This is a genomic window from Brachyspira pilosicoli P43/6/78 (genome assembly GCF_000325665.1).
Lineage (GTDB): Bacteria > Spirochaetota > Brachyspiria > Brachyspirales > Brachyspiraceae > Brachyspira > Brachyspira pilosicoli.
Genome location: NC_019908.1, coordinates 1,112,105 through 1,136,434, shown reverse-complemented (window position 1 = coordinate 1,136,434; position 24,330 = coordinate 1,112,105). Strand labels below are relative to the sequence as shown.

General features: G+C 27.7%; 23 protein-coding genes. 12 read left to right on the top strand and 11 right to left on the bottom strand.

The annotated features are described in order from the left end of the window. Positions 1 to 8 precede the first annotated feature (8 nt). Positions 9 to 1,061 carry a DegT/DnrJ/EryC1/StrS family aminotransferase gene (locus BPP43_RS05040; RefSeq protein ID WP_014932706.1) on the top strand — a complete coding sequence of 351 codons (1,053 nt, stop codon included), beginning with the start codon at positions 9 to 11 and terminating at the stop codon, positions 1,059 to 1,061. A gap of 4 nt (positions 1,062 to 1,065) precedes the next feature. On the opposite strand, the gene BPP43_RS05035 is transcribed toward BPP43_RS05040, so the two are convergent. From BPP43_RS05035 to dnaN, 4 genes are all read right to left on the bottom strand, one after another. After that, a complete protein-coding gene (locus BPP43_RS05035; protein WP_015274362.1) occupies positions 1,066 to 1,908 on the bottom strand; it encodes a hypothetical protein in 843 nt (280 codons plus the stop codon). A 146-nt stretch (positions 1,909 to 2,054) separates the two neighbouring features. Further along, the gene (locus BPP43_RS05030) at positions 2,055 to 3,539 is read right to left on the bottom strand and encodes a hypothetical protein (RefSeq protein ID WP_015274361.1); all 1,485 of its coding nucleotides are present in this window, start codon (positions 3,537 to 3,539) and stop codon (positions 2,055 to 2,057) included. Positions 3,540 to 3,559: 20 nt separating this feature from the next. Further along, positions 3,560 to 4,348 (bottom strand): hypothetical protein, encoded by a 789-nt coding sequence (locus tag BPP43_RS05025; protein ID WP_015274360.1) that lies wholly within the window; start codon positions 4,346 to 4,348, stop codon positions 3,560 to 3,562. Positions 4,349 to 4,956: 608 nt separating this feature from the next. Then, positions 4,957 to 6,084, bottom strand: coding sequence for a DNA polymerase III subunit beta (gene dnaN, locus BPP43_RS05020; protein ID WP_013244881.1), 1,128 nt, complete (start codon positions 6,082 to 6,084; stop codon positions 4,957 to 4,959). Positions 6,085 to 6,252: 168 nt separating this feature from the next. Here dnaN and hdhA point away from each other — a divergent pair, with 168 nt between their 5' ends. From hdhA to tmk, 3 genes are all read left to right on the top strand, one after another. After that, positions 6,253 to 7,053, top strand: a complete 801-nt coding sequence (hdhA, locus tag BPP43_RS05015; RefSeq protein WP_013244882.1) for a 7alpha-hydroxysteroid dehydrogenase — start codon at positions 6,253 to 6,255, stop codon at positions 7,051 to 7,053. 143 nt (positions 7,054 to 7,196) lie between these two features. Continuing rightward, complete coding sequence (gene mraY / locus BPP43_RS05010; protein WP_013244883.1) at positions 7,197 to 8,345, top strand: phospho-N-acetylmuramoyl-pentapeptide-transferase; 1,149 nt, start codon at positions 7,197 to 7,199, stop codon at positions 8,343 to 8,345. A gap of 45 nt (positions 8,346 to 8,390) precedes the next feature. Next, positions 8,391 to 9,002, top strand: a complete 612-nt coding sequence (gene tmk / locus BPP43_RS05005; protein WP_013244884.1) for a dTMP kinase — start codon at positions 8,391 to 8,393, stop codon at positions 9,000 to 9,002. Here the strand turns inward: tmk and BPP43_RS05000 are convergent. Further along, positions 8,971 to 9,387: a single-stranded DNA-binding protein gene (locus BPP43_RS05000; RefSeq protein ID WP_014932711.1), complete on the bottom strand. Its 417-nt coding sequence runs from the start codon at positions 9,385 to 9,387 to the stop codon at positions 8,971 to 8,973. The genes tmk and BPP43_RS05000 overlap by 32 nt on opposite strands. 103 nt (positions 9,388 to 9,490) lie before the next feature. Beyond that, the gene (locus BPP43_RS04995) at positions 9,491 to 10,144 is read right to left on the bottom strand and encodes a DNA-formamidopyrimidine glycosylase family protein (protein WP_013244886.1); all 654 of its coding nucleotides are present in this window, start codon (positions 10,142 to 10,144) and stop codon (positions 9,491 to 9,493) included. A gap of 177 nt (positions 10,145 to 10,321) precedes the next feature. On the opposite strand from BPP43_RS04995, the gene BPP43_RS04990 reads away from it, so the two are divergent. Genes BPP43_RS04990 through BPP43_RS04970 form a run of 5 tightly spaced genes read left to right on the top strand, consistent with a single transcriptional unit; the run spans position 10,322 to position 14,882 of the window. Further along, entirely contained in the window at positions 10,322 to 11,806 is a 1,485-nt protein-coding gene (locus tag BPP43_RS04990; RefSeq protein ID WP_015274359.1) for a hypothetical protein, read from the top strand. Between the two features lie 28 nt (positions 11,807 to 11,834). Then, positions 11,835 to 12,725, top strand: coding sequence for a patatin-like phospholipase family protein (locus tag BPP43_RS04985; protein WP_013244888.1), 891 nt, complete (start codon positions 11,835 to 11,837; stop codon positions 12,723 to 12,725). A gap of 18 nt (positions 12,726 to 12,743) precedes the next feature. After that, the gene (locus BPP43_RS04980; protein ID WP_013244889.1) at positions 12,744 to 13,334 is read left to right on the top strand and encodes a histidine phosphatase family protein; all 591 of its coding nucleotides are present in this window, start codon (positions 12,744 to 12,746) and stop codon (positions 13,332 to 13,334) included. 19 nt (positions 13,335 to 13,353) lie between these two features. Then, a complete protein-coding gene (locus BPP43_RS04975; protein WP_015274358.1) occupies positions 13,354 to 14,334 on the top strand; it encodes a cobalamin biosynthesis protein in 981 nt (326 codons plus the stop codon). Between the two features lie 38 nt (positions 14,335 to 14,372). Further along, a complete protein-coding gene (locus tag BPP43_RS04970; protein WP_015274357.1) occupies positions 14,373 to 14,882 on the top strand; it encodes a nitroreductase family protein in 510 nt (169 codons plus the stop codon). A gap of 398 nt (positions 14,883 to 15,280) precedes the next feature. On the opposite strand, the gene recN is transcribed toward BPP43_RS04970, so the two are convergent. The 4 genes from recN to BPP43_RS04950 all read right to left on the bottom strand — a co-directional run bounded on the left by recN (position 15,281) and on the right by BPP43_RS04950 (position 19,620). After that, the gene (recN, locus tag BPP43_RS04965) at positions 15,281 to 17,008 is read right to left on the bottom strand and encodes a DNA repair protein RecN (RefSeq protein WP_015274356.1); all 1,728 of its coding nucleotides are present in this window, start codon (positions 17,006 to 17,008) and stop codon (positions 15,281 to 15,283) included. 2 nt (positions 17,009 to 17,010) lie between these two features. Then, positions 17,011 to 17,883, bottom strand: a complete 873-nt coding sequence (locus tag BPP43_RS04960) for an NAD(+)/NADH kinase (RefSeq protein ID WP_013244893.1) — start codon at positions 17,881 to 17,883, stop codon at positions 17,011 to 17,013. A 438-nt stretch (positions 17,884 to 18,321) separates the two neighbouring features. After that, on the bottom strand, positions 18,322 to 19,050 hold the full coding sequence (locus BPP43_RS04955; RefSeq protein ID WP_013244894.1) for a hypothetical protein: 729 nt from the start codon (positions 19,048 to 19,050) through the stop codon (positions 18,322 to 18,324). A 135-nt stretch (positions 19,051 to 19,185) separates the two neighbouring features. After that, positions 19,186 to 19,620 carry a PepSY-like domain-containing protein gene (locus BPP43_RS04950; protein ID WP_013244895.1) on the bottom strand — a complete coding sequence of 145 codons (435 nt, stop codon included), beginning with the start codon at positions 19,618 to 19,620 and terminating at the stop codon, positions 19,186 to 19,188. 299 nt (positions 19,621 to 19,919) lie between these two features. Between BPP43_RS04950 and BPP43_RS04945 the strand changes: the two genes are divergently transcribed. Together BPP43_RS04945 and BPP43_RS04940 are read left to right on the top strand one after the other, a co-directional pair. Next, the gene (locus BPP43_RS04945; protein WP_013244896.1) at positions 19,920 to 20,312 is read left to right on the top strand and encodes a MarR family winged helix-turn-helix transcriptional regulator; all 393 of its coding nucleotides are present in this window, start codon (positions 19,920 to 19,922) and stop codon (positions 20,310 to 20,312) included. 2 nt (positions 20,313 to 20,314) lie between these two features. Beyond that, positions 20,315 to 20,974 (top strand): YczE/YyaS/YitT family protein, encoded by a 660-nt coding sequence (locus tag BPP43_RS04940; RefSeq protein ID WP_015274355.1) that lies wholly within the window; start codon positions 20,315 to 20,317, stop codon positions 20,972 to 20,974. A gap of 106 nt (positions 20,975 to 21,080) precedes the next feature. Here BPP43_RS04940 and glyS read toward each other — a convergent pair whose 3' ends face one another. Continuing rightward, entirely contained in the window at positions 21,081 to 23,168 is a 2,088-nt protein-coding gene (gene glyS, locus BPP43_RS04935) for a glycine--tRNA ligase subunit beta (RefSeq protein WP_015274354.1), read from the bottom strand. Positions 23,169 to 23,322: 154 nt separating this feature from the next. On the opposite strand from glyS, the gene BPP43_RS04930 reads away from it, so the two are divergent. Beyond that, positions 23,323 to 24,321 carry an aldose epimerase family protein gene (locus BPP43_RS04930; protein WP_013244900.1) on the top strand — a complete coding sequence of 333 codons (999 nt, stop codon included), beginning with the start codon at positions 23,323 to 23,325 and terminating at the stop codon, positions 24,319 to 24,321. The last annotated feature ends 9 nt before the right edge of the window (positions 24,322 to 24,330 follow it).

The following is a 24,330-nucleotide window of genomic DNA, read 5'->3' as shown; positions in this document are numbered from 1 at the left end:
AACAAAAATTGATACGCCATTCTAGACCTACTATAAGAAAAAAAGATTTAGAATCTGCTTTAAGAGTAATGATTAGTGATAATCTTGCTACTGGAGATATTATATATGAATTCGAAAGAACTTTTGCTAGTTATTTCGGCAAAAGCTTTTCTGCTATATTTGTAAATAGCGGTACTAGTGCTTTAGAGTTAATATTAAGACATTTAAATGTTGGAGAGGGTGATGAGGTAATTATGTCATCATTTTTAAATAGTTCTCCTCTTCAGGTTGTTACAAATCTTAAAGCTACTCCTGTATTAATAGATATAGATGAAGACAGTTTTCAAATTTCTATGGATAATGTTATAGAGGCTATTAATGAAAAAACTAAGGCTATTATTGTTTCACATATGTTTGGTAATTGTGCTTTAATAGACGAGCTTGCAGATATTAAAGTTCCTGTGATAGAAGATGCTTCACATAGTTTGGGAGGCAAATATAGAGATACTTTGCTTGGAAGTTTTGGAGATTATGCTTATTTTTCATTATCTGCTACTAGAATGATTACTTCCGGCGGTGCTGGCGGAATGATACTTACCAAAAAAAAGGGTATGGACGCTATAAGAGATATTATCAATTATGATAAAAAAGATAATTTTATTCAGAGATTCAATTATTGTGCTACAGATTTGCAGGCTTCTATAGGTATGGAAGAGCTTAAACATCTTGAGAGAATGGTTGAGGTGAGAGCTGATATTGCTTCTTTTTATGACAGTGCTATATTAGAAAGCAATTTAATAAAGTTATCTACACATGACAGTGAAAGTCCTTCTTATTATAGATATGTTTGCATGCTTAATGGTTCTATGAATATTTATGATGTAATAAAGATGTTTGAGCGTCATAATGTTGAAGTGGCTAGACCTGTATTTAAGCCTTTGCATCAGTATTTGAACTTACCTAATGAGGATTTTCCTAATACTGAAAATGCATATTTAAAAAGTATATCTTTCCCAATATATCCAACATTGCAAAAAAGTGAGGCTGAACTTATTTGTAAACTTATAAGACAAATAAGATAAAATATTAAATAATTTTAAATACTAATGCTGCATCCATATTAAGATAAAGCTTGCCTGTATATGAAGGGTGTGATATATACTGACCTATTTTTAAGTTCACTTCTGTATAAAATCTATTTAAAAACTCATATTCAAAATGAGCATATGCTCCTATAGAATGCCAAAGCTGTTTTGTATTATTCATATAAGCTAACATATAGTTAATTCCTACTGAAAGCGGATACAAATCAAATAATATCATACTGTCAAGCTTATAAGATATATCATTTTGTTCACGTACAAGAAGAAGTTCATAATCTAAATAATATTTTCCATTATTAATATATGCATATTTGAATGTCAAACCTGCTTGTATTATTAAACCTGTACCATCAAATAAATTATTAAACAAAGGAACTATAAAAGTAGGAGTTGCTTCAGCTTCAAAGGATATATTATCTGTTTTTAATGCTTTATTTATGGCATTAGTATCAACTGCAATATTTGGACTGTCAAAGTTAACAAAACCTCTTTTTCCTGCAGTATAATAATTAACTAAAGAAGCACTTACATTTATATTAAAATATTTTGAAATAGAAGAGTCTATATATACTTTAAGTTTATTTCTCTCAGCATCTAAATGGTCGCTTATACCAATATCTGTTCTTACACCCTCCCATATATAACCAGGAAAAACATCTGTAATAAATCTATAGTATAGAGATAACTGTCCTCCTCCGTCTAAATATGGAAAAAAGTATCCATCTAAATCACCTCTAATATAAAGCCCTGGCTGTATATTGGTTTGGGCATACACTATTGATGTAATAATTAAATATATAACAATTAAAAACTTTATTAACTTCATTTACAAAACTAAAAAATATTATATGTATATTATATAATATATTAGAAAAAATTGCATATTTGTTAAAAAAATGGGGGATAAGTTTTTAAAAAACCTATCCCTTTTAATACATTTATTTAGTAGAAAAATTGAAAAAAGATAATGTCTTATAGTCTATAAGAAAGCTGAGCTCCCCAAGAATCTATACCCAATAAACTTGGTGATGGAGTAGTAGTAGCAGTATTACCTGCACGAGCAGCCAAGTATAAGTCAATAAAGAAATCTTCACCAACTATGAAGCCCATACCAGTATATAAGTTCATTGTAGATTCAAAGCCATTATTATAATTGAAAGTTTTATATTTTCCGCCAGTTAATGCTTCATATGAACCAGTAGTCATAGCAAATCCTAATCTATAGCTAACACCAGCTCTAAACTCAAACCAATCAACAGGTTTGAAAGCAGTACCAATAGGAAGCTCGATATAAGGAATAATTTGTACTAATGAACTTTTTGCTCCAGAAGTAGTAGTAGTTTCTAATGTAGTTTGATCTGTAATTTCTGTTTTTTCTACAACTTTTACATTACCAGCATTTGTAACATTAATAGCTAAACCAACTTTTGGTTCCATTATTAATCTTACTCTGTTATCAGCTAAGCTCCATTCTAAAGTAGGATAAGCATTAATATCAGCATTCATATTAAATACGCCTTCTTGATTTGTAACTGCACTTTGTTTTCTTTCTGTAGTAGTACCATTTACAGGAGTATTTTTGTATGTACTGTAATAAGCTGATTTTTGACCCATACCATATATATCAAAACCTAAAGTAAGACCAAAGTTTAAACCAGTCATAGGACCAGCTACTAAAGGCATAGAAAACTCTGGAGCTATAGAAAGATTCATAGTATTATTGCCTGTATTTGTAGAGCCTGTTTGTGTTTCTTCAGAATATTGATTAGCAACATCTGTTTTTGTTAAACCATATTGTTTTGAATAAGAGTTTCCAGCATCGTTTATAGTTAATCTTACAGGTATTTTTAATTTCATTTCACCAAATACTAAACCTACTGCTACTTCATGTACCCATTGAGAGTTGCCTGTAGTATTTGTAATAGCTGATAAGTTTTTATCATCAATAAAACTTGTATATCCTTCATTTACTTGTTTGCTGTTTCCTCTTGCTATTAAATAATGAATAGATACCATATCATTGATTTTGAATACTGGTCTAATAGCAAAAGTAGAACCTGTAGTAACTTCTTTACCAAGAGTAATTCCATTTTGAGATGGTGTAGCACTATATGGGTTATAGTCAACTCTTGTTTCATTCATAGAATAAACACCAGCAACACCAAAATACATAGCATTGTTTAATATAGGTACACCAAAGAATGCTTGTACAGCAGTAGAATCACTGGAGTTAAAACCAGGTACATAACCAGCTGAGAATATTGTTCTATTTAAGTCGAATACATCTTTAGCGTTTAATTTATCGCTGTCTGTAGAAAACTCACCTGCAGTAGCTCTTTTTACAGCAGAACTATCCAAGTTATCTATAAAAGTATTCATATTAGCAGTAGGAATTTGTGCGAAAGAATATGCAAAAGTTATGCATAAAGCAGTAAGAATTAATATTAATTTTTTCATTTTCAATCTCCGTTTTTATATTAATAAAGCCATAATTGATAATTGTTATTTTGTGTTGCACCTGGTAATGATGCTGATTGTATTATTCCATCAGCAGGTACTATTCCATAGTAATATGTATTCATATTTATATCTTTACATATATAAGTTTTACCAGCATCATTTTGAGTTAATGTTATTATATTACCAGCTTCAATAGCACCTTCTTTAGTTGGTTTTTCTGAAATTTGATATACGTCCATATATTGATATTTTATTGTTATATTTCCACTTAAAGCTGTGTTATAAAATGTTATTGTATTTCCACTAATACTTTTAATATCAGTAGTTATATCGCTTCCTTGATAAGTTACAGATACTATTTCAAATAAGAATTGGAATGTAGTATCATTTATAGTTGCAGTGCTTTCGCCACTACCAGTAGTTACTTGGATATTATTAAGAGTCATTTCTTTTATAGGTGCTATTGCACTTTTAGTATATTTATATATAATGCTTCCAGTAGTACTAGTAGCAGTAGTAGTAAATTGATATATGCCGCCGTCTGAGTTTTTTGTAGTAACTGCTGCTTTATCTACGCCAGCATCACCACTTACTTCAAGTATTTCTGTTACTTTCTCGCCTGGTAACGCAAAAGTTGAAACATCTACAGTACCGCTAGAAGTATTAACATTGTAGACTTCTTTTGTTCCTGAAGATATTTCTGTTTTTTGGCTTTTGTAAGCGTCTGTTGGTTTTGTTGCGTCTGCTCCGCAGCTTATAACGAATAATGATGATACAAGCATTAGAGCTAATAAAGTGTTTTTCATTTTTCTTTTCTCCTTGATTTTTTTACTTTATTTAAATATTATTGTTATAATAATATCTAGCAGTAGAATAGCTTTTAAAATGCAAAATGCAGCATGTTTTTTGTGTAATGCTGCATTTTGCGTGTGCAATGAAAGTTTGTAAATCTTTATGAAAAAAATAAGATAATTGTCAAAAAAATTTAATGATGATGTGTTTTTGGTTATAGAATTAGAGTGTAGTGTAGTGTAGTGTAGTGTAGTGTAGTGTAGTGTAGTGTAGTCATAGTAGTTATCCCAATAACTATATCTGTAATTTTATTAATGGTATTTTAATATAAAAATTTTAAAAGTCAAATAGAAAATTCATATTTATTGGATTTTTTTTTAAAAAAAAAGCATTTTTTTGTAGACTTTTTTAAAAACTTTCTTAAATTTAACCTAGAAGTATTATAAAAAATTATTTTAAATGTAAAAAATGTTTTGTAGTAACATTAAAAAATTTTTATTTTCTAATTTAATCACTACTTTTTAAAAAATTATATATAGATAAAAGATATACAATTACTGTTATTTAATAGTTTTATAATATATTTTTACAAAACTATTAAATAAAATATTTATGATAAAAATTACTCTTCGCCAATGCTCATAGGCATAATGATGAAATAGTAATCTTCTCTCTCTATTTCTCTCACTATAGTAGGGCTTGAGTCCTTATTAACCATAAATGTAACTATTTCAGAATCTATTTGTTTTATTACATCTTGAATATAAGTATAATTGTAAGCAACAGAATGCTCTTCACCTGTATATTTAATGTCTATTTCTTCTAAAGATTCTCCCATTTCTTGGTTTATACCTTTAACTTTTAAAGACTCTTCAGAAACAGTAAGTATCATTCTCTTAGAGCGAACATCATTAATCATAGGAACTACTCTTCTAATAGCATCGAGTAAGTCATTTTTGTTTACCCTAAAACTATAAGCGAACTCTTTAGGTATAACCTGTCTGAAATTAGGATATTTTCCTTCTATAAGGCTAGATACAAAGTCATATTTACCAACTTGGAAATATACCTGCTGACCATCAACACCCATTTTTACCTGCTCAACTTCATCATAATTAGCTGTAACTAGTATCTCGTTTAATACTTTAGGCTCTATGATTATTGAGAAAGAACCAGCATCAATGCCTTCAAACTCTCTTTCTATAATAGCCATTCTTCTTCCGTCTGTAGCAACTGCTAAAAACTTAGAATCAGTTTTTTCAAAGCATATACCCCTTAAAGCAGGCTTAAAAGGCTCTTTAGCTATTGAAGATATTGTTTTATTAATCATAGTAACCAATTCTTTTGTAGGAAGCATTATATAGTTAATATCTCCATTGCTTTCAGGATAAGAAGGGAAATCATCAGTTTTCATACCAATGATTAAGTGTTTAGTTTTACCGTTTTCAGATTCTATATTAATTTTTTCGTTTTCTTCAACATTTATAGTAATCATACCGTCAGGCATCTCTTTAAGTATAGAGCTTATTTTTTTAGCATATACAGCAACAGTGCCTTCGCCTTCATAATCATCAAGCATAATTCTGCTTCTTGCCCAAACAGAACCGTCAGTAGCAGTTAATGTAAGCATATTGCCTGCAAGATGAAAAAGCACATTACTTTCTATATTGTATATTACTTTTCCTTCAACAACATTTTCTGTAACTCCAATAGATTTTACTATATCTTTTTTTAAACATCTAAATTTCATCGCTTCCTCTTTATTATAAAAAATATTGTATAAAACTTTATATAAGGCATTATTTTAACATAAAAAACTTTTTTTACAATATATTATTATATTATTAATTTATGTTATTGACCTATAAAAAATATTGTATATATTATAATTGATAGATTTGAAATAAAGGAGTATAGTATGAAACTAGTAGAAAATAAAATAGCATTAGTAACTTCATCAACTAGAGGTATTGGTTTGGAATGCAGTAAGAAGTTGGCAGAAAATGGTGCTAAAGTTTATTTGGCAGTGAGAAGACTTGATGCGGGTAAACAAATAGCTGATGAGATTATAAAAAACGGCGGTAAGGCAGATGTTGTTTATTTTGATGCTACAAAAGAAGAGACTTTTACTTCTATGGTAGAAGATGTTATAAAAAAAGAAAGCAAAATAGATATACTCGTTAATAATTTCGGCACTACTGATGTTAGTAAAGATTTAGATTTAGTTAATGGAGATACTGATACATTTTTTAAAATTGTAAATGAAAATATAAAAAGTGTTTATTTGCCTTGTAAGGCTGCTGTAAAAAATATGAAAGCAAATGGTGGAGGAAGTATAATTAATATTTCATCTGTTGGAGGATTATTTCCAGATATATCTCGTTTAGCTTATGGTATATCAAAAAGTGCTATTAACTTTTTAACTAAAAACATAGCTGTACAATATGCTAGAGACAATATAAGATGCAATGCTGTGCTTCCTGGATTTGTTGCAACCGATGCTGCTATGGAGAATATGTCTAAAGAGTTTTTAACATCTTTTTTGAAGAATGTGCCATTAAATAGACCTGCTACAACAGAAGATATAGCAAATGCTGTATTATTTTTTGCTAGTGATATGTCTTCTTTCATTACAGGAGAGACTATGCCTGTTTCTGGAGGTTTTGGTGTTCCTTCTCCTATGTATAGTTTATATCAGGATATGATGAAAAAAGGATAATAAAACTTTTATATTAACATAATTATTTTTATTGACAAAAAATAAATTTATAATACTATTTAATAGTTTATTTTTAACTAATTTTACATTTTTGTTAAAGTTATATTTATAATAATATATTTTTATTTAAAGGCTATCACTTTATGCTATATGAGATTTTTTATCCGCTTCGAGAGAGTTTTTTTGGTTTCAATGTTTTTAGATATATTACTTTTAGAACTGCAGGGGCTGTTGCTACTGCATTGATTTTGGTGTTGGTATTTGCTCCTAGTATAATAGAAAAATTAAAGAGGCTTCATTTTGGTCAGGTTGTAAGAGATGATGGTCCAGAGACTCATTTAGTTAAAACTGGTACACCTACAATGGGCGGTATATTTATAGTAGGCAGCGTATTAATAAGTATATTATTATGGGGAAAATTGGATAACATAAAAATTATACTTCTTACAATATCTTTAGTTATACTTGCTATAGCAGGCTTTTTAGATGATTTTCTTAAAATTAAATACAAAAACTCTAAGGGGCTTCCTGGTAAATATAAAATTGTGTTTCAGGTGATAGTTGGTTTAATAATAGGAATATATTTATATTATTTTGATAAATCCACTTTTTTAATGAAGTTTGATTTGGAGAAGGGCATAAGTGTTTTAGAGGCTGTGAAGGTTGCACAGGTTCCTTCATCTACTTTATTTATACCATTTTTTAGTAATGTGTATATAGATTTAAAAATGCTTTATATACCTTTTTCTATATTTGTAGTTGTGAGTATGAGTAATGCTGTTAATCTTACAGACGGATTAGACGGTTTAGCTATTGGGTTATTGATAATAATGTCTATGGCTTTTGCGGTGCTTTCTTATGTATCTGGTAACTCTCTAATAGCAACTTATTTAAAAATACCTTTTATATCTGATGCTGGAGAGGTTACTGTGTTTGTAGGGGCTTTGATTGGGGCTGGTTTAGGATTTTTATGGTTTAATGCTCACCCTGCGCAGGTTTTTATGGGAGATGTTGGAAGTTTATCTCTTGGTGGGGTTTTAGGTATTATTGCTTTATTTATCAAGCATGAGCTTTTGCTTGTGATAGTTGGAGCTGTTTATGTGTCTGAGGCTTTTAGTGTTGTTGTGCAGGTATTTTCTTATAAACTATTCAAAAAAAGAGTATTTAAAATGGCTCCCTTGCATCATCATTTTGAAAAATCCGGCTGGAAAGAAACTCAAGTTGTTTTTAGATTTTATATAATAGGTATAATAACTGCTTTGATTGGTATAGCAACTCTAAAAATAAGATAATATGTTTTTGATAATTTATATATTTATGTAGGTATGTGAAAGATTATGAAAGGTAAATTAATAGTTATAGAAGGAATAGACGGAAGCGGTAAGTCTACAATTGCAAAAAAATTAGCAGAAACATTAAATAAAAACAACATAGAAACAATATATACATTTGAGCCTACTAATGCATATTATGGTGCTAAATTAAGAGACACTATGCTTTCTAAAGATATGGATTTAGATAGAGAATTAGAGCTTTTTGTAGATGATAGAAAAGAGCATATAAGACTCATGATAAAACCATCTTTAGAAGAAGGTAAAACAGTTGTTCTTGATAGATACATGTATTCATCTATTGCCTATCAAGGTGCTAAGGGTATTGATATAGAAAAAATAAAAAATATGCATGAGAGCTTTATTTTAATTCCAGATATAGTTTTTATTTTTCATCTGCCTGTAGAAAAATCTTTAAATAGAATTATGGAAAAAAGAGGCTTTATAGACAGATTTGAAAATGAAGAATATCTAAAAAAAGTAGATAGCATATTTAGTAGTTTTAATGAGCCTTTTATATATCATATAAATGCTGATAAGTCTATAGATGATATAAATAAAGAACTCATTGAAATATTAAAACAATCTAAAATACTTGCTCCAAACCCTCTTCAATAACATCTGATACAATTTGATTATTGGCATTGTTATAATAATTATTTTTTTCTATAGTTTTTTTGTCTAAACTTTTTACTTCTAAAGCAAGTATATAAATAGAGTTTTTTCTACTTCCATCTTTAGCGATATAAGAGTTTTGTCTTAATTCTCCATTTACTAATATATGTCTTCCTTTAAGAAGGTTAATAGCAATTTTTTCTGCAGTAAAGCCCCAAGCTATTAAATCAAAAAAGTAAACTTCCTTTTGCAAGCTTCCGTTAACATAATAATATCTATTGTTTGCTATAGAGAATTTGCATAAAGATTTACCGTTTTTAGTTTTTATATATGAAGGGTCTCTTGTTAGTCTTCCTTCTACAACAATAATATTAGCATTTCCAGACATAATTTTTACTCCTAATTTTTATTATAATATTAGTTAAACAAAAATTATGAAAAAATATGCCTGAATTTATTTTTTATATTTGTTAATTTTTAGAAAAATAATATTAATCTTCAGAATCTTCGCTTTCTTCTTCGTCTCTATTTCCAGAGGCCTCTCTCAATACTTGTTTTATAGCGTCAAAAATTTCTCTTGCTTTTGCTTTGTTTATATCTGTAGTTTTAGTTCTTTTAGTAATAGAAGCCCTTTTTAATATCATATCTCCGTAAGTATCTCCTATACCGCTTATTATGAGAGGGTTTTTAATAAGTTTTTCTACAGTTGTGGCATTATCTGCAAGTAATTGACAAAATAAATTATAATTAAATTGTTTAGTGAGAGGGTCATAACCTACTTGAGGCATTGTAGTATAATCTTTCCATATAGGTATAATATGTGTAGCATCATCTTTATCTTTACTCTCATCTACAACAAAGAAATTGCCATTATCAGTTTCTAATTTGATTATTGCATTTTTATAAGTGTTGTTTTCTGTAAGTACAAAAGAGCCTCCAGAACCCAAGTCTACAAGCATAGCATCTTGTGAGAATTGAAAATGCATATATCCGCCATGTCTTAATACATCTATAATTTTTTGTCCTTTAACTTCTTCAAGCTCTTTATATTTTTTGTCTAAAGCAACAACATTATTAATATAAGAATAACAAATCTCGCCCTTCAATGCATTAATTAAATTGATTAAATATGGTAGTTCTTTCATACACTACAACCCCGCATATATTATGTTTACTTTGATTTTAACATTTTTGTAAAAAAAAGCAATCTGAATAAGTATTATATATTGTATTGTAATGCTATTTATTAAAATTATGTATATTATAGTTTATTGTGAAAAAACTACAAAAATAGTATAATAAAAGCACTTTAAGGAGTATGCATGAACCTAACTATTCCCTATGAAAATAAAATAAAAGAAGCTGATAAAAAAATAATAGAAGAATATATAGAAAATAATGTAGAAGAATATAAGAATAATTATGCTAAATTAACAGAACTTACAATGGATGCTGTATCATCATTGAGTGCTTCTAAATCTAGAACACAATTTATTGCTAATCAAGGTTTTATAAAAAATATATTAAATACAATTACAGGACAAAACAGAAAGATAAGATACGAAATTGATTATAATTATTCTATAGTAAAAAATGCTTCTATTAAGATGATAGAAACTTTAGCAAGGCAAAATAAAATAACTTATGAGGGAATAATATATTTAAATAATAAACTCAATAACATAGAAAAAGATGTAGATGAAGAATTAATAGCAGTATGCGAAAATGTAAGAGAGTCATTTAATGTTTTACTAAATAAAATAGATGAGCAATCAAACAGAATAGATAATATAGAAAAAAAAGTTCAATTGTTAGAGTTTAAAGCGGCTAAAAATATATTGGAGTATAATGGATTAAAATATATTGAGATGGATAACATAGAGAGATTAATATGCTTATCTAATGACTTGTATCATAGTATAACTTCAAATAATAAAAAAGATAATTTAGTATTTAAAGATAATATTTTTATGATTAAGTCTATATTATTTGATTTTGATATAAACTTAGAAGGAAGTACATGTTTAAAAGATTTTTATCTTAAATTTATGGAGAAACCTTATTTAATAGATAAAATATTTTCTTTAATTGATATTAATAATGATGTTTCGCAAATATTTATTCCTATACTTGGAGCTGTAAAAAAATTAGAAAAATTAAATAGCGAAGAGAGTTATGTAGTATCATCTATATTAGAGAAACTTACTTCTTCAAATATAGAAGCTAATATAACAGATATAAAATTTGATTTAATAAAAGAGTATGGAAAGAATATTTCAAATTTCAATTATGAAACAACTATTAATAATTATGAGCTTATTGTTTTAATAATGAATGAATTAAAAATAATATCAACAAAAACAGAAACTAAAGCTATAAGTTTAGAAAATAGTTTAGAATTAATAAAGAAGTATTATTCTTCAAAACAATATTTAAAAGTTATATTAGAATGTAACAAAATAAAAGATAGTAATGAAGAGATTTTAAATATAAAGCTAGATTCTATATATAAGATATTAATAAAAGAAGTATCTAAAACTAAAGACTATAAAGAGATTGCAAAAATATATTTAATGAAAAGAGATTATGATAAGTCTATAAAATATTTAAATAAATATTTTGAAGAACATTCTAATAATAAGGAATTGTATAGATATAAAAATAGATTAAAAGAGCAGTATGATAAAATAAAAAAATATCAAGATAAAATATCTAAGCAGATAGATAAAACTAAAGATAATAATAAAAAAGAGTATTTAGATTTTTTGAATGATTTTTGGGGACTTTATTTAAGTAAGATTAAATAAGGTATGTAACTTTTTTGGAGAGCATATAATGAATAAATTAGGATTAGTTTTAGGAGGGGGAGGAGGACTTGGAAGCTATGAGATAGGTGTATGGAAAGCTTTAAGAGAATATAATATTGATAAACAGATAAAGGCTATATCAGGTGCTTCTGTTGGAGTGCTTAATGCATGTTTAATGGCACAGAATGATTATACTATAGCTGAGCATATTTGGACTAATGAAATAGAAGATAAAATATTATCTAAAAAAAAGATAGACAGCAAAAATAAAAGCATATCAGCAAATGGAATATTTACTAGAGAGGGGTTGCTTGAGATTATAGATAAATATTTGAATATAGAAGTTGTATCAAATTGTGAGTATCCAATATATGCTGCGGCAGTTAATTTGGATAGTATTGATGTTGAATATTTTAAGCTCAATGGAAAGAGTGTAAAAGAGATAAAAGAGATAATGATGGCTACTAGTGCTATACCGATAATATTTGGAAGGCAGAAAATTAATGGAGTTAATTATATTGATGGGGGAGTTGAGTTTTTAAATGGAAACAATTTACCTCTTACTCCTTTATATGAATATGGGTGTGATGAGATTATAGTTGTTAATTTGTATAGAGATGCTATAGTAGAGAAGTCTGAAACTTGCAAGGTTTATGAGATAGTGCCTAATGAAGATATAGGAACTTTTACTAATGGAGGATTAGATTTTAGTTTAGATGGAGCGATGTATAGAATAGAGAGAGGATATATTGATACTATGGAGATATTGAAGGCTGTATTTGAGTTTAAGAGTATGGAAGATGAAATTAATTATATGAGCAGTAAAATTAAAGATTATAATATAAAAAGCTGCAATGATAGAAGCAAATTAAAAAGCGAATTGTATAGAGCTATAGATGATTTAAAAATAGATGATTAATAAAAGATGGAGTAGTATATGAAAATTTTATTTATAAGACATGGTCAAACAAAAAACAATGCAGAGCAAAAATGGCTTGGTTCTACTGATGTTTCTCTTTGGGAAGAGGGAATAAATGCTTTATTAAAAAATAAAAGTAATATAGATAAATATAAGCCTTTTGAGAAATTGTATTCAAGCCCGATGAAAAGATGTATTGAGACGGCTAAGATATATTTTGATGATATGAACTTTGAAATTATGAATGATTTAAGAGAGAGAGCTTTTGGAGATTTTGAGGGTATGACTCATAATGATTTGAAAGATAATCCTTATTTTAAAGAGTTTATGAAAACATCTTGGAGAAGTGAAGTGCCTAATGGAGAGATATCTGAGAAATTTTTTAACAGAGTATACAATGCATATTTATCTATAATAGAAGATATGAAAAAAAATAATTTAACTTATACAGCAGTAGTTACTCATGGCGGTATAATTATGACTATATTAGATAAATATAACATAGAAAAACTTCCTTTTTATGATTATCTTTTACCTAATGGTTGCGGATATCTTACCGAAATTATAGAAAATAACAATTTAAAAATAATAGATAAAATTCTATTATAAAATAACGGAAATTGATTTTATGCAAACTTTATTAATACTTCCTATATCATTTCTTTTAAATATTTTTGTATATAGGTTTAAAATTGATATATTTCAGTATATAAGAATTCCAATAGAAAAATTGCAATATTTATTGAAAGATAAAGTTTATAAAAATAATGAAATATTAGAGCTTATTTTAGGTATAGTAATTTCTTTAATAATTTTATCTATATCTTTTATTGTGCCTTATTTTTTATTTTATTTTTTATATAAAATTCATTTTTTATTAGGAATTATAATAGAGCTTATAGCGGCATATATTATAATAGGAATAAGAAAACCTTTTGAAGTTAGTTCTTCAATATATTCTTCTATAAAATATACAAACTTAAATGCTGCAAAAGAAACCCTAAAAGAAAACACTAATATAGATGTTAATGATATTAATAGAGAAAATATTATTAAAAAGACTATAGAATATTCTTCTATTAGTGTGGGAGAGGATTATATATATACTTCTATTTTCTTTCTTTTAGGAGGATTGCCTCTTTGTTTTATGTATAAAGTTTTGTGTATGCTTTCTGATATATCATCAGATAATAATATTGCTATTGATGAAAATAGAGTGAAAGATAAATATGGTATGTTTAATATTAATTTTGCTTATTATATTAATATGATACCTTCTATATTTGCCTTTTTATCATATGCTGTAGGAAGTTTTCTTTTGGGGTATGATATAAAAAAGGCTTTTAGAGTTTTTAAAAGAGATGGAAATGATAATAAGGCTAGGCTTGAATGTGCTGTTGCGGGTGCTTTGGATATAGAGCTTGGAGGAGAATATTTTAAGGATTCTGAAATTTATGATAGAATTTTAGTTGGAGATGCTATTAATAAACTTGATTCTAGCTATATAGTGGCATCTAATAAAATACTCATTATGGGAGCTATAATTGCTTTATTTGTATTAATAGTTTTAAAATTATTATTTATGTTGTTGGGTATTATAATATTTTAATAAATTATTTTTTTATTATTTATATGGGGGGATTTTTCATGCAAGAAGATATTTTATTTACAAGAAGAAGTATAAGAAAATATATTAAAGACAAGGCAGTTGAAAAAGAAAAGATAGAATATATATTAAAGGCTGCTATGTATGCTCCTTCTGCAAACAATAAAAGAAACTGGGAGTTTATAGTTGTAGAGAAAAGAGAGACATTAGATAAAATAGCTGATGTTCACCCTTATGCTAAAATGCTATATACTGCAACTTTAGCTGTTATTGTATGCGGAGATTTATCTGAAGAATCTGGACAACTTTATTGGCAGCAAAACTGTTCTGCGGCAATAGAGAATTTAATGCTTGCTTGTAAGGCAAAAGATTTAGGAAGTGTATGGCTTGGTGTTGCACCTCGTGAAGAGAGAATGAATGATATTATCAAATTGTTTAATTTACCAGATCATATAAAACCTCTTGGAATAGTTGCTGTGGGCTATCCTGACGGCGAAGTTGCTATGCCTGATAGATTTGAACCAAACAAAATTCATTATGAGGCTTATTAATTTTGTATAAGTCTTATTTAGGTATATACTAAAAATTTTTAACTTTATTTATTTTTATTATTTGCAGGGCTTTGCCCCCTGCGAAGCGTGCCCGTAGGGTAGCACCCCTACTTCTTTTGCTACCGTAGGGAGTGCCGGCGACCGTAGGAAGTACCTTTAGGTAAGGCGTGACCCAAAGAAGTAAAAGTACTGTATTTTTAACTTAAATTCAGGATTGGCACTGCATTTATAATATATGTTCTAATCATACGAAGTTAAAACATTTGCATTTTTTGGTTCTTTTGACGAAGTCCGCACCGCGTAATGCGGGAAAAAGAACAATAAAATTAATAAGTTTTTTAGTATTTGAGAAGACTAGCCCCATCAAATAATTAAAATATAAAAATTTTCACTGTATATTAAAATAAGTCTGATGATTTTTTGGCATGTTCCAACAATTCTTCGGCATGCTTTATGCTCGCATCTGTTATTTCTTTGCCTGTTATCATTCTTGCTATTTCATTTACTTTATTAGAATCATTTAACTCTTCTATTGTTGAAGTAACTACATCATCTTTTTCATTTTTTATTACTTTAAAATGATTATTGGCATATATTGCAATTTGTGCTAAATGAGTAATGCTTAATATTTGTTTTTGTTTGGATAATGCAGCAATTTTCTCTCCTATAACTTCTGCAATCCTTCCGCCAACCCCAACATCTATTTCGTCAAACACGCAAGTCTCGCAGTAATCTCCGCTAGAAAGCACGCTTTTTAATGAAAGCATAATTCTTGATATTTCGCCTCCAGAAGCGATTTTTCTTAAAGGCTGAAACATAGCCTGCTTATTTGGTGCTATTATAAACTCTATATTGTCTATGCCATTAGAGTTTGCTTTTAAGTTTGTGCCGTCTATATTGAGTATGCCGTCTTCATCATCTTCATCGTATGTAATCTCAACATCAAATTTTGTAGAAGTCATTCCCAAGTCGCACATTTCTTTTTCTATAGCATTTATAAAAACATCTTTTTTGGACTTTCTTATATCAGAAATCTCTTTTGCTAATATTGATGTTTTTGTTCTTATGTTTTCTATTTCTTCTTTTAATTTTAATACATCTTCTTCAGAGAAATTAAGAGAGTCTAATTTTTCTTTAGCCTCTTTTGCATAATTAATAATTTCTTTTATATTGTTTCCATATTTCTTTTTTAATGTGTTTATAAAGAAAAGTCTTTCATTTAGAGCTTGTAATTCTTCTGGGTCGAATTTGGCTTTTGCTCTTATCTCAGTAAATACTGTTTTTATATCTTCAAGGTTTAATGATATAGCTTCTATCTGTGATGCCAAATCTGAAAGTCTATCATCATATTGAGAAATCGATTGTAATGTATTAATGCTTCTTGTAAGTTTTAAATAAGCACCAGATTCGCTTCCAAATATATCTTTATTTATAATAGATAGGGCAGATGCTATGTTTTCTGCATTAGACATCATTGCTATATCATTTTTTATCTCTTCATCTTCATTATATTTTAAGTTTGCTTTTTCTATTTCTTCTATAGCATATTCTAAAAAAGATTTTTCTTTTAATATTGTATTTTTATTTTGTGATATTTCATTATATTGTTTTATTAGTTTTGTAAGTTTATTATAATGCTCTCTATAAACTTGCAGCTTATCTTCAATATTTAAATAAGCATCATAAAAATTAATATGATTTGCCGCATTAAAAAGCGATTGATGTTCATGCTGTCCGTGTATATCTACAATTAAATCTCCTAACTCTTTTAACTCTGCCACACGCACACCAATATTGTTTATAAAAGAGCGGCTTTTACCGTCTTTTGTAATTTCTCTTTTTATATTAAGCTCATTTCCTGTTATTTCTATGTTCCATTCTTTTAATTTATTTTTTACTATATTTAATGATGATTGCAAAAAGAAAGTGCCTATTACAGTTAACCTGTCTCCATTTAAGCCAACCATTCTTGTAGAGCCTTTCTCTCCCGTAATTAATTCCAATGCACTTATTATAATACTTTTTCCAGCACCTGTTTCACCTGTTAAAACATTAAATCCATTTTCAAAATTGATTTTTACTTTATCTATTAATACAAAATTTCTAATATCCAAATATTTAAGCATTATTATATGCCCCAGTTAAGTTTGTTTCTAAGTATATCATAAAATAGTCTATTTGCACTTTGAAATATATAGCAATTCTTATCGCTTATACTAGCTTTTACTGTATCAGTTTTTCCGAATTTATATATATCATAACCGTCTATTGTTACCATACCCTTTTTTGATTTTTGAGAAAGCTTTATTTCTACGCTGTCTCCTTTAGGTATAACAAGCGGTCTAAATGTGAGAGAATGAGGTGCTATTGGTACGAATGACATAGCATCTATTGTAGGAACAATTATCGGACCTCCTGCACTCAAAGCATAAGCAGTAGAACCTGTAGGAGTAGCTACAACAACACCGTCTCCTATTATAGATGATACTTTCTTTCCAGATATGTTTATATCCATATATAAAGTTCTTCCGTCTAGTTTGCATAATGCAAGTTCATTTATTGCTAAATATTTTTTTGTAGTTTTTGATGTTTTTATTTCTATATCTAAAAGTATTCTAGGCTCTATTTCGTATAATGTTTTTTTATTATTAAAATATTCTTCTATAATAAGATATGCTTCTTCTGGCGGAATTTCTGATATAAAACCTAATGTGCCGTTATATATGGGTAAAACAGATATATTATATTTAATAGCTATTTTTAATGCTGATAATAATGTGCCGTCGCCTCCTATGGATATAAGCATTGACACATTTTTTAAAGTTTTTATTGCTTTATTTATATTATTATAAGATGATATATCATAATCTATAGATATTGCCTCTGCATTATATTTATTTATAATATTTTTTAATTTTTTTACTATGCTATCAGTATTATTTCTGCTTTTATTTATTATAATACCTATTAACTTCTTTTCTATATTATTATCTTTTTTCATCTTACTTTTCTTAAAATAAATATTTTTAATGAAAACATTATATAAAACTTTTATCAATATATCAAGTAAAATAAAAAATATATAATGTATTTAGTAGACACAAAATATTATTTTTTATATTCATCTAGGTTTTTTACATATTTTAAATCCCCGCCCTATTTAACCTTTTTGCGTTAATAAAAAAAATTTGTTTTAATATTTGATAATGCCTAATAAAAAAAAGCATTCCCACCCAAGATTTTATTAGCTTGTTATATTATAATACCGCACGTTAAATAAACTAATAAATATAATTGAAATGCATTTCAAATTAATTTATATTTCTTGTTTAGTTTAGCGTGCGGTTAGTAGGTATTAAATTGAAAAATATTTTGAGATAAAAATATTTATATATATATTATAAAAAAGGGGATAAAAATCCCCTATTAAATATTTTATTTATTTAACTTCTTTTAAAGTACCTTTTAATGTAAGAGTATCATTTTCAAAAGTACCTTGTAAATCTCCTTGCCAATAAGCAACTCCATCTTTTGCTTTATCTGTAACCATTTCTATATTTGCAAAATCAATATCATTAGAAATTTGTAATTTACTCATTTTGTTGTTTTCTAAACCATAACCAATTTTAAATATTCCATTAGTGTCTGATTTTAATTCATAAGCCCAAGGATAAACAGTAGGACCTCCTGCATGTGCATATCTGATAGTGATAACACCAGTTTCATCTTTTGTAACGCCTGTTCCTGTAACTTTTGGTCCATTAGTGCCGTCTAAAGTTTTTTGTGATATACCAGTTCCTGTCATACCGTCAAAGTTATATGTTTTAGATGGTGATACCCCATATAATACAAAGAAACCTAATCCTCTTTCAATTTTATTGTTAGCAAATTGTTTATTTTGATATCTATATGAATCCCAAGATTTTGTAGCTCCTGTAGGTGTTGAAGCTCCTGTAACAGCATCTACTTTAGCATCAATATCCCCATAACTTCCTGTAACTTTTAAATATGAGTTTTCCATTATAGTATTATCATCATTTGCTTTATCACCAAATATAGCCTTAAAGTCTATAGTAAGTGTTGCAGGCTCTGTTTTATTATTTGTTTCTGTATTGCCTCCGCATGATATAATAAAAATAGAGAGTGCTAAAATTATTAAATGTTTCATGAATATTATCCTTATATGTATTTTTGATTTATTATATATTATATACAAAAAAAATAAAATATTTTTGAAATTTTAATAAAAAAAGAGAGAAGCATAAAAACCTCTCTCTTTTTAATGTTTAATTTCTATTTTCTATTAATCTAATTTGTCTCCTACAATTTTACCGCTATTATCTACATAAACTTCTCTATTGTTTCCTAGTTTTAATTTGTAGCTATTATATTCTTTGCTTATTTCTAAAACAGGAACTTGAGGATATTTAGTTTCTACTGCTTTCATTACAGTTGTTGGTATGAATTTTGTAGGCAAAGGCATTTTAGCAGATACATCAGTCCAATCTCCATTTCTATCGAAGTCTATTTCAACTCCGCTAGCTAATTCCACTTTAAAGCTGTTTCTGTCTTGTTCAGCATAAACTATTTGGTCGTTTGCGAAATTAGCTGATACAAAATCTTGTGCTTTTTTTGGAAGCTGATTAGCCTGTATAGGCATATCTGCAGCAAATACTGTAGCTATAGAGAGCATCATAATAGAAGCAATTAGAATAATTTGTTTTACTTGTTTTTTCATTTTATTCTCCTTAACGGTTATATTTAAGTATAATAATAGTATAGTATATTATTAATTTTTTGTCAAGTTTTTTTACAGTTTTTTGTAAAAAAGTAAATTATTTTTACAAAATATTTGTAGTCTTTTTTGTTTGTATGTAATTTTTTACTATCCAAAATCAAAATATCCTGTTTTTTATAATGCTTATAGGTAATAATAATTCATTTGACATTTTTTTTAGTAGGTATATAATAAGCTATCTCATTATAACAATACTTATTATAAGGATACTCACATTGGAGAATCTACACTATTTACTAATGAAAGCTAATTCTATGTTTGCAAAAAGAGTAATGCTGGAAGCAAACAAAATAGGGCTTACATCTGGTCAGCCTAAAGTATTATACTTTTTATCTAAATTCAAAGAAGCAGACCAGAAAACTATAGCCAATTATTTGGAAATAGAGCAGACAACTGTAGGAAGCATATTACTAGGTATGGAAAATGCTGGGCTTATTGTAAGGAAACAGCATAATGGTAATAGGCGTTCTCTTTATGTTTCTCTAACAGAAAAAGGAGTAGAAGCTTCAAACTATATGGATAAAGTTTTTGAAGATATAGAAAGTATTGCTGTTAATGAAATATCAAAAGAAGATGAGGAAAAATTAAAAGAACTGTTAATGAAAATGTGTCAGTCGCTTAGGGGAGTTTAATTATGAAGAGAGAAATTTTTAAAAATCATTTTATTGAAAGATGTATAATATTATTAATAGGGCTTTATATTATGTCCTTAGGTATAGCTTTTTCTATTAAAGCTGCACTTGGCACTTCTCCAATTTCTAGTGTGCCGTATGTTGCAAGTACAATATCTGGTTTATCAGTAGGAGCAACAACTATTATTATCAATCTTGTTTTTATATTGATACAAATATTACTTCTTAGAAAAAAGTATGATTTATTTCAGCTATTTCAAATACCGGCACTTATTTTATTTGGACTTATGATTGATTTTTCTGCTTATCTAATAAAAGATATAACATATACAAATTATTTTCAGCAATGGGCTTTATGTATATTAGGTATAATATTAGTTGGTTTGGGCGTAAGCATAGAAGTAATGGCGAAGTTGGTTACTACACCTGGAGAGGGAGTTGTTTTAGCTATTTGTAAAATATTTCCTTTCAAATTTGGCAATACAAAAATGGCATTTGATATATTTTTAGTTGCAGTATCAATTGTTACAGTATTATCATTTTTAGGACATTTAGAAGGAGTAAGAGAAGGTACTATTGCGGGTGCTGTGTTTGTAGGTTTATTGGCTAAGCAATTTAGTAAGCCTTTAAAAGCCTTAGAAGAGAAGTATTTGTTATCGTAAAATATTTTAATATAATTCCATTTATCCTAATCAATTATTTTTTATATAAAAAAGGAGCTCTATTGTTATTAATAAAGCCCCTTTTAATTTATAATCTTATTTATTATTATTTTACCAAACTAGAGAAGTCAAGCATATTCTTGAAAATCTTATCTACTGATGAAAGTAAAGCTATACGGTTATTTTTTATTTTCTCATCATCTACATTTACCATAATATCTTTGAAGAACTTGTCTAATGGCTCATAAAGACTAGCTAATAAAGCAAATGTTTTTTCGTATTCTCTCTTTTCCATAAGCTTATTAACTTCATTTAATTTCTCTTTATAAATATTGTATAAAGATTTTTCTGCTTCCTCTTTTAATAATGATTCATCTAAATTAACTTCTTTAGCAGATTTAATCATATTTTTTACTCTCTTAAACACTAATAAAAGATTAGAGAATAGTTCTTCATTTTTCTTTCTAAATGCATCAATAGCTTCTATCTTTAAGTAAGCATCATACATATCATCTATACCAGTAGAAAGAACACCCGCAACAGAATCTTTTGCAAAGTCAATATCATTTTCAAAACGAGATTTAAAGAACTCAAATATATCATTTAGTAAATCATTACTTTTGTTTACTCTAGCATCTTTAGGCATAGAGTTAATAGAATCTTCTATTAATTTTTTAAGATTAACATGCTTTTTAGATTTTATAAGAATGTTTACAATACCAAGAGCCTGTCTTCTTAAAGCATTAGGGTCTTGAGAGCCAGTAGGTATATCAGCAACATAAAAACCAGCTACAATATTATCCATCTTATCAAGTATAGCTATAGCCTTACCAGTATCATTTGAAGGTATATTGTCTGTTGCAAACAAAGGTCTATACTGTTCATTAATAGCTAAAGCCACATCATCATTAAGATTCATAGACTTAGCAAAATATCCTCCCATTATACCTTGAAGCTCTGGGAAGTTGTAAACCATATTACTTACCAAATCAGATTTCATATATTTTATAGCTTTAAGTATATTTTCTTTATTCTTCTCATAGCCTAAAAGCTTAATTAAAAGTTCAGAGTTTTTCTCAAGTCTTTTTACTTTATCAGCAACACTTCCAAGCTCTTTTCTAAACATAAGCATTTCAAGTCTTTCATTCATCTCATCCATTCCTTTTCTAATATCTTCTTGATAAAGGAATCTTCCGTCAGAAAGTCTTGCTGTTAATACTCTTATGTTTCCTGCTATTATTTGAGGAGTTTTAGGCTGATTAGCAGTTATTACAAATATATTAGTTAAAGAGCCGTCTTTTTTACATAATGGGAAGTATTTCTGGTGCTCAATCATTTCACTTGTTAAAACTTCTTTAGGCACTTCCAAAAATTTAGAATCAAACTCAGCAGTAAGCAAATAAGGCTCTTCTACCAAATCCACAACTATTTCAGAAACTTTTTTCTTTGATACAGCTTCAAATCCAAGTTCATTTTCTATTTTTTCTAATTGACTTACTATATTTTCTAATCTTTTCTCTCTTGAAACAATAACATGTTTTTCAGCTAAAGTTTTTTCATAATCTTTAGGGTTATTAATTTCTTTAAAGTCTGGAGAGAGTAATCTGTGCCCTGTTACTTTATTGTTAGTTTCTATTCCAGCAACAGTTGTTTTTATCACTTCATTTCCAAATAAAGCTAACACATTTCTAATAGGGCGTACAAATGCAAAGTCCTTATTTCCCCATCTCATCTTCTTTTTAAAGTCTATTTTAGATACAATATCTTCCAATACTTCTTCAAATAATTTTTTAGTATCTACGCCTTTTTTTTCTTTCTTTACAAATAAATATTTCTTTCCGCCAACTTCTTTTATATATGCTTTATTAAAATCTTCTTTTTCGTCTATGTTTTTAATGTTGTCAATATTATGAGATTTTAAAAATCCTTCTCCTGCTTTTGTTAAAGAGCCGTCTTTTATAGCACTTTCTAGTAAAGGTCCTCTTGACTCTACAATTTCATCTTTTGACTTTTCTTCTACTTCTTCAACAAGAACTGATAATCTTCTTGGTGTTGTGTAGGCTATTATGGATTTGAAACTTATACCATTATTTTTTAGAGTATCTTCCATAATTTTCTTAAAACTCATACTTGCAGGATAAGCAAAATCTGCAGGTATCTCTTCAACTAATATTTCAATAAGTAAATCTTTCACTTCTATAATCCTTAAAAATAATTATGTTCTATATTTTATATTCACTATGTAAAAAAAACAATATTTTTTATCACAAATATAAATTAAAATTATCTTGAAAACTAGTGATTTTTTTTATATAATTTTCTTTATAATAAATTGGAGAATATAAAAGATGCAAGTAAAAAACTTTAACAATGGCTATTTACTTTATGAATTAAAAAATAAAAATGATATGGTATTAAAACTCACAGATATTGGAGCTTCAATAGTTGGTGTGTTTGTAAAGGATAAAAATAATAATGATGTTCAGGTTTCTTTTGGAAGCGATGATATTAATTTTTATCTTCAACCTCATGATTATATAGGTGCTTCTGTTGGTAGAGTTGCAAATAGAACTATAGATGCAGAGTTTACATTAGACGGTGTAACATATAAATTAGCTAAAAATGATAACAATAAACATCATCTTCATGGTGGTGTTGAGGGTATATCATTTAAGAAATTTGATTCTAAATGCATTAATGATAAAAGCGTATTATTTTCTTATTTTTCAAAAGACGGTGAAGAGGGCTACCCAGGAAACGTAAATATTAATATTACTTATACTCTTACAGATGATAACGAAATAATAATAGATTATTTTGCAAATACAGATAAAAAAACTCCTTTGAACTTTACTAATCATGCTTATTGGAATCTAAATGGAGACGGCACTATATATGAGCATGAGTTATTTATAGATTCAAAATATTACCTTCCTGTAACAGATGAATGCGTATCTACTGGAGAGATTTTAAAAACAGAGAACACTCCTTTTGACTTTACAAAAAATAAAAAAGTAGGGCTAGATATAGAAAAATGCGGAGGATATGATAATTGTTTTATATTTGCTAATAATGATATAAACAAATTAAAGGCCAAGGCTTATAGTGAAAAAACGGGTATAAGTTTAGAGTTTTACACAACACAACCTGCTATGCATTTTTATTCTGGAAACATGCTTAATAATAGAGAAGTGAGAAACACTGTATTAAATAAACATATGGCTTTTTGTTTTGAGAGTGAGTATTTACCTGGTGCTTTGAATTTTTTACATTTTCCTAGTATAATATATTCTCCTGATAAGGATTATAAAGAGAGAACTATATATAAATTAAGTTTAAATAAATAATTACATAAA

Excerpts from the sequence above, each read along its gene's own strand:
- BPP43_RS04995 (WP_013244886.1), bottom strand. The coding sequence starts at position 10,144 with ATGAAAGAACTACCATATTTAATCAATTTAATTAATGCATTGAAGGGC.
- BPP43_RS04980 (WP_013244889.1), top strand. The coding sequence starts at position 12,744 with ATGAAAATTTTATTTATAAGACATGGTCAAACAAAAAACAATGCAGAG.
- BPP43_RS04960 (WP_013244893.1), bottom strand. The coding sequence starts at position 17,883 with ATGAAAAAAGATAATAATATAGAAAAGAAGTTAATAGGTATTATAATA.
- dnaN (WP_013244881.1), bottom strand. The coding sequence starts at position 6,084 with ATGAAATTTAGATGTTTAAAAAAAGATATAGTAAAATCTATTGGAGTT.
- BPP43_RS04975 (WP_015274358.1), top strand. The coding sequence starts at position 13,354 with ATGCAAACTTTATTAATACTTCCTATATCATTTCTTTTAAATATTTTT.
- BPP43_RS05030 (WP_015274361.1), bottom strand. The coding sequence starts at position 3,539 with ATGAAAAAATTAATATTAATTCTTACTGCTTTATGCATAACTTTTGCA.
- tmk (WP_013244884.1), top strand. The coding sequence starts at position 8,391 with ATGAAAGGTAAATTAATAGTTATAGAAGGAATAGACGGAAGCGGTAAG.
- BPP43_RS05025 (WP_015274360.1), bottom strand. The coding sequence starts at position 4,348 with ATGAAAAACACTTTATTAGCTCTAATGCTTGTATCATCATTATTCGTT.
- BPP43_RS04985 (WP_013244888.1), top strand. The coding sequence starts at position 11,835 with ATGAATAAATTAGGATTAGTTTTAGGAGGGGGAGGAGGACTTGGAAGC.
- BPP43_RS04970 (WP_015274357.1), top strand. The coding sequence starts at position 14,373 with ATGCAAGAAGATATTTTATTTACAAGAAGAAGTATAAGAAAATATATT.
- BPP43_RS04950 (WP_013244895.1), bottom strand. The coding sequence starts at position 19,620 with ATGAAAAAACAAGTAAAACAAATTATTCTAATTGCTTCTATTATGATG.
- BPP43_RS04955 (WP_013244894.1), bottom strand. The coding sequence starts at position 19,050 with ATGAAACATTTAATAATTTTAGCACTCTCTATTTTTATTATATCATGC.
- BPP43_RS05000 (WP_014932711.1), bottom strand. The coding sequence starts at position 9,387 with ATGTCTGGAAATGCTAATATTATTGTTGTAGAAGGAAGACTAACAAGA.
- BPP43_RS04990 (WP_015274359.1), top strand. The coding sequence starts at position 10,322 with ATGAACCTAACTATTCCCTATGAAAATAAAATAAAAGAAGCTGATAAA.
- BPP43_RS04940 (WP_015274355.1), top strand. The coding sequence starts at position 20,315 with ATGAAGAGAGAAATTTTTAAAAATCATTTTATTGAAAGATGTATAATA.
- BPP43_RS04945 (WP_013244896.1), top strand. The coding sequence starts at position 19,920 with ATGAAAGCTAATTCTATGTTTGCAAAAAGAGTAATGCTGGAAGCAAAC.
- BPP43_RS04930 (WP_013244900.1), top strand. The coding sequence starts at position 23,323 with ATGCAAGTAAAAAACTTTAACAATGGCTATTTACTTTATGAATTAAAA.
- recN (WP_015274356.1), bottom strand. The coding sequence starts at position 17,008 with ATGCTTAAATATTTGGATATTAGAAATTTTGTATTAATAGATAAAGTA.
- BPP43_RS05035 (WP_015274362.1), bottom strand. The coding sequence starts at position 1,908 with ATGAAGTTAATAAAGTTTTTAATTGTTATATATTTAATTATTACATCA.
- hdhA (WP_013244882.1), top strand. The coding sequence starts at position 6,253 with ATGAAACTAGTAGAAAATAAAATAGCATTAGTAACTTCATCAACTAGA.
- mraY (WP_013244883.1), top strand. The coding sequence starts at position 7,197 with ATGCTATATGAGATTTTTTATCCGCTTCGAGAGAGTTTTTTTGGTTTC.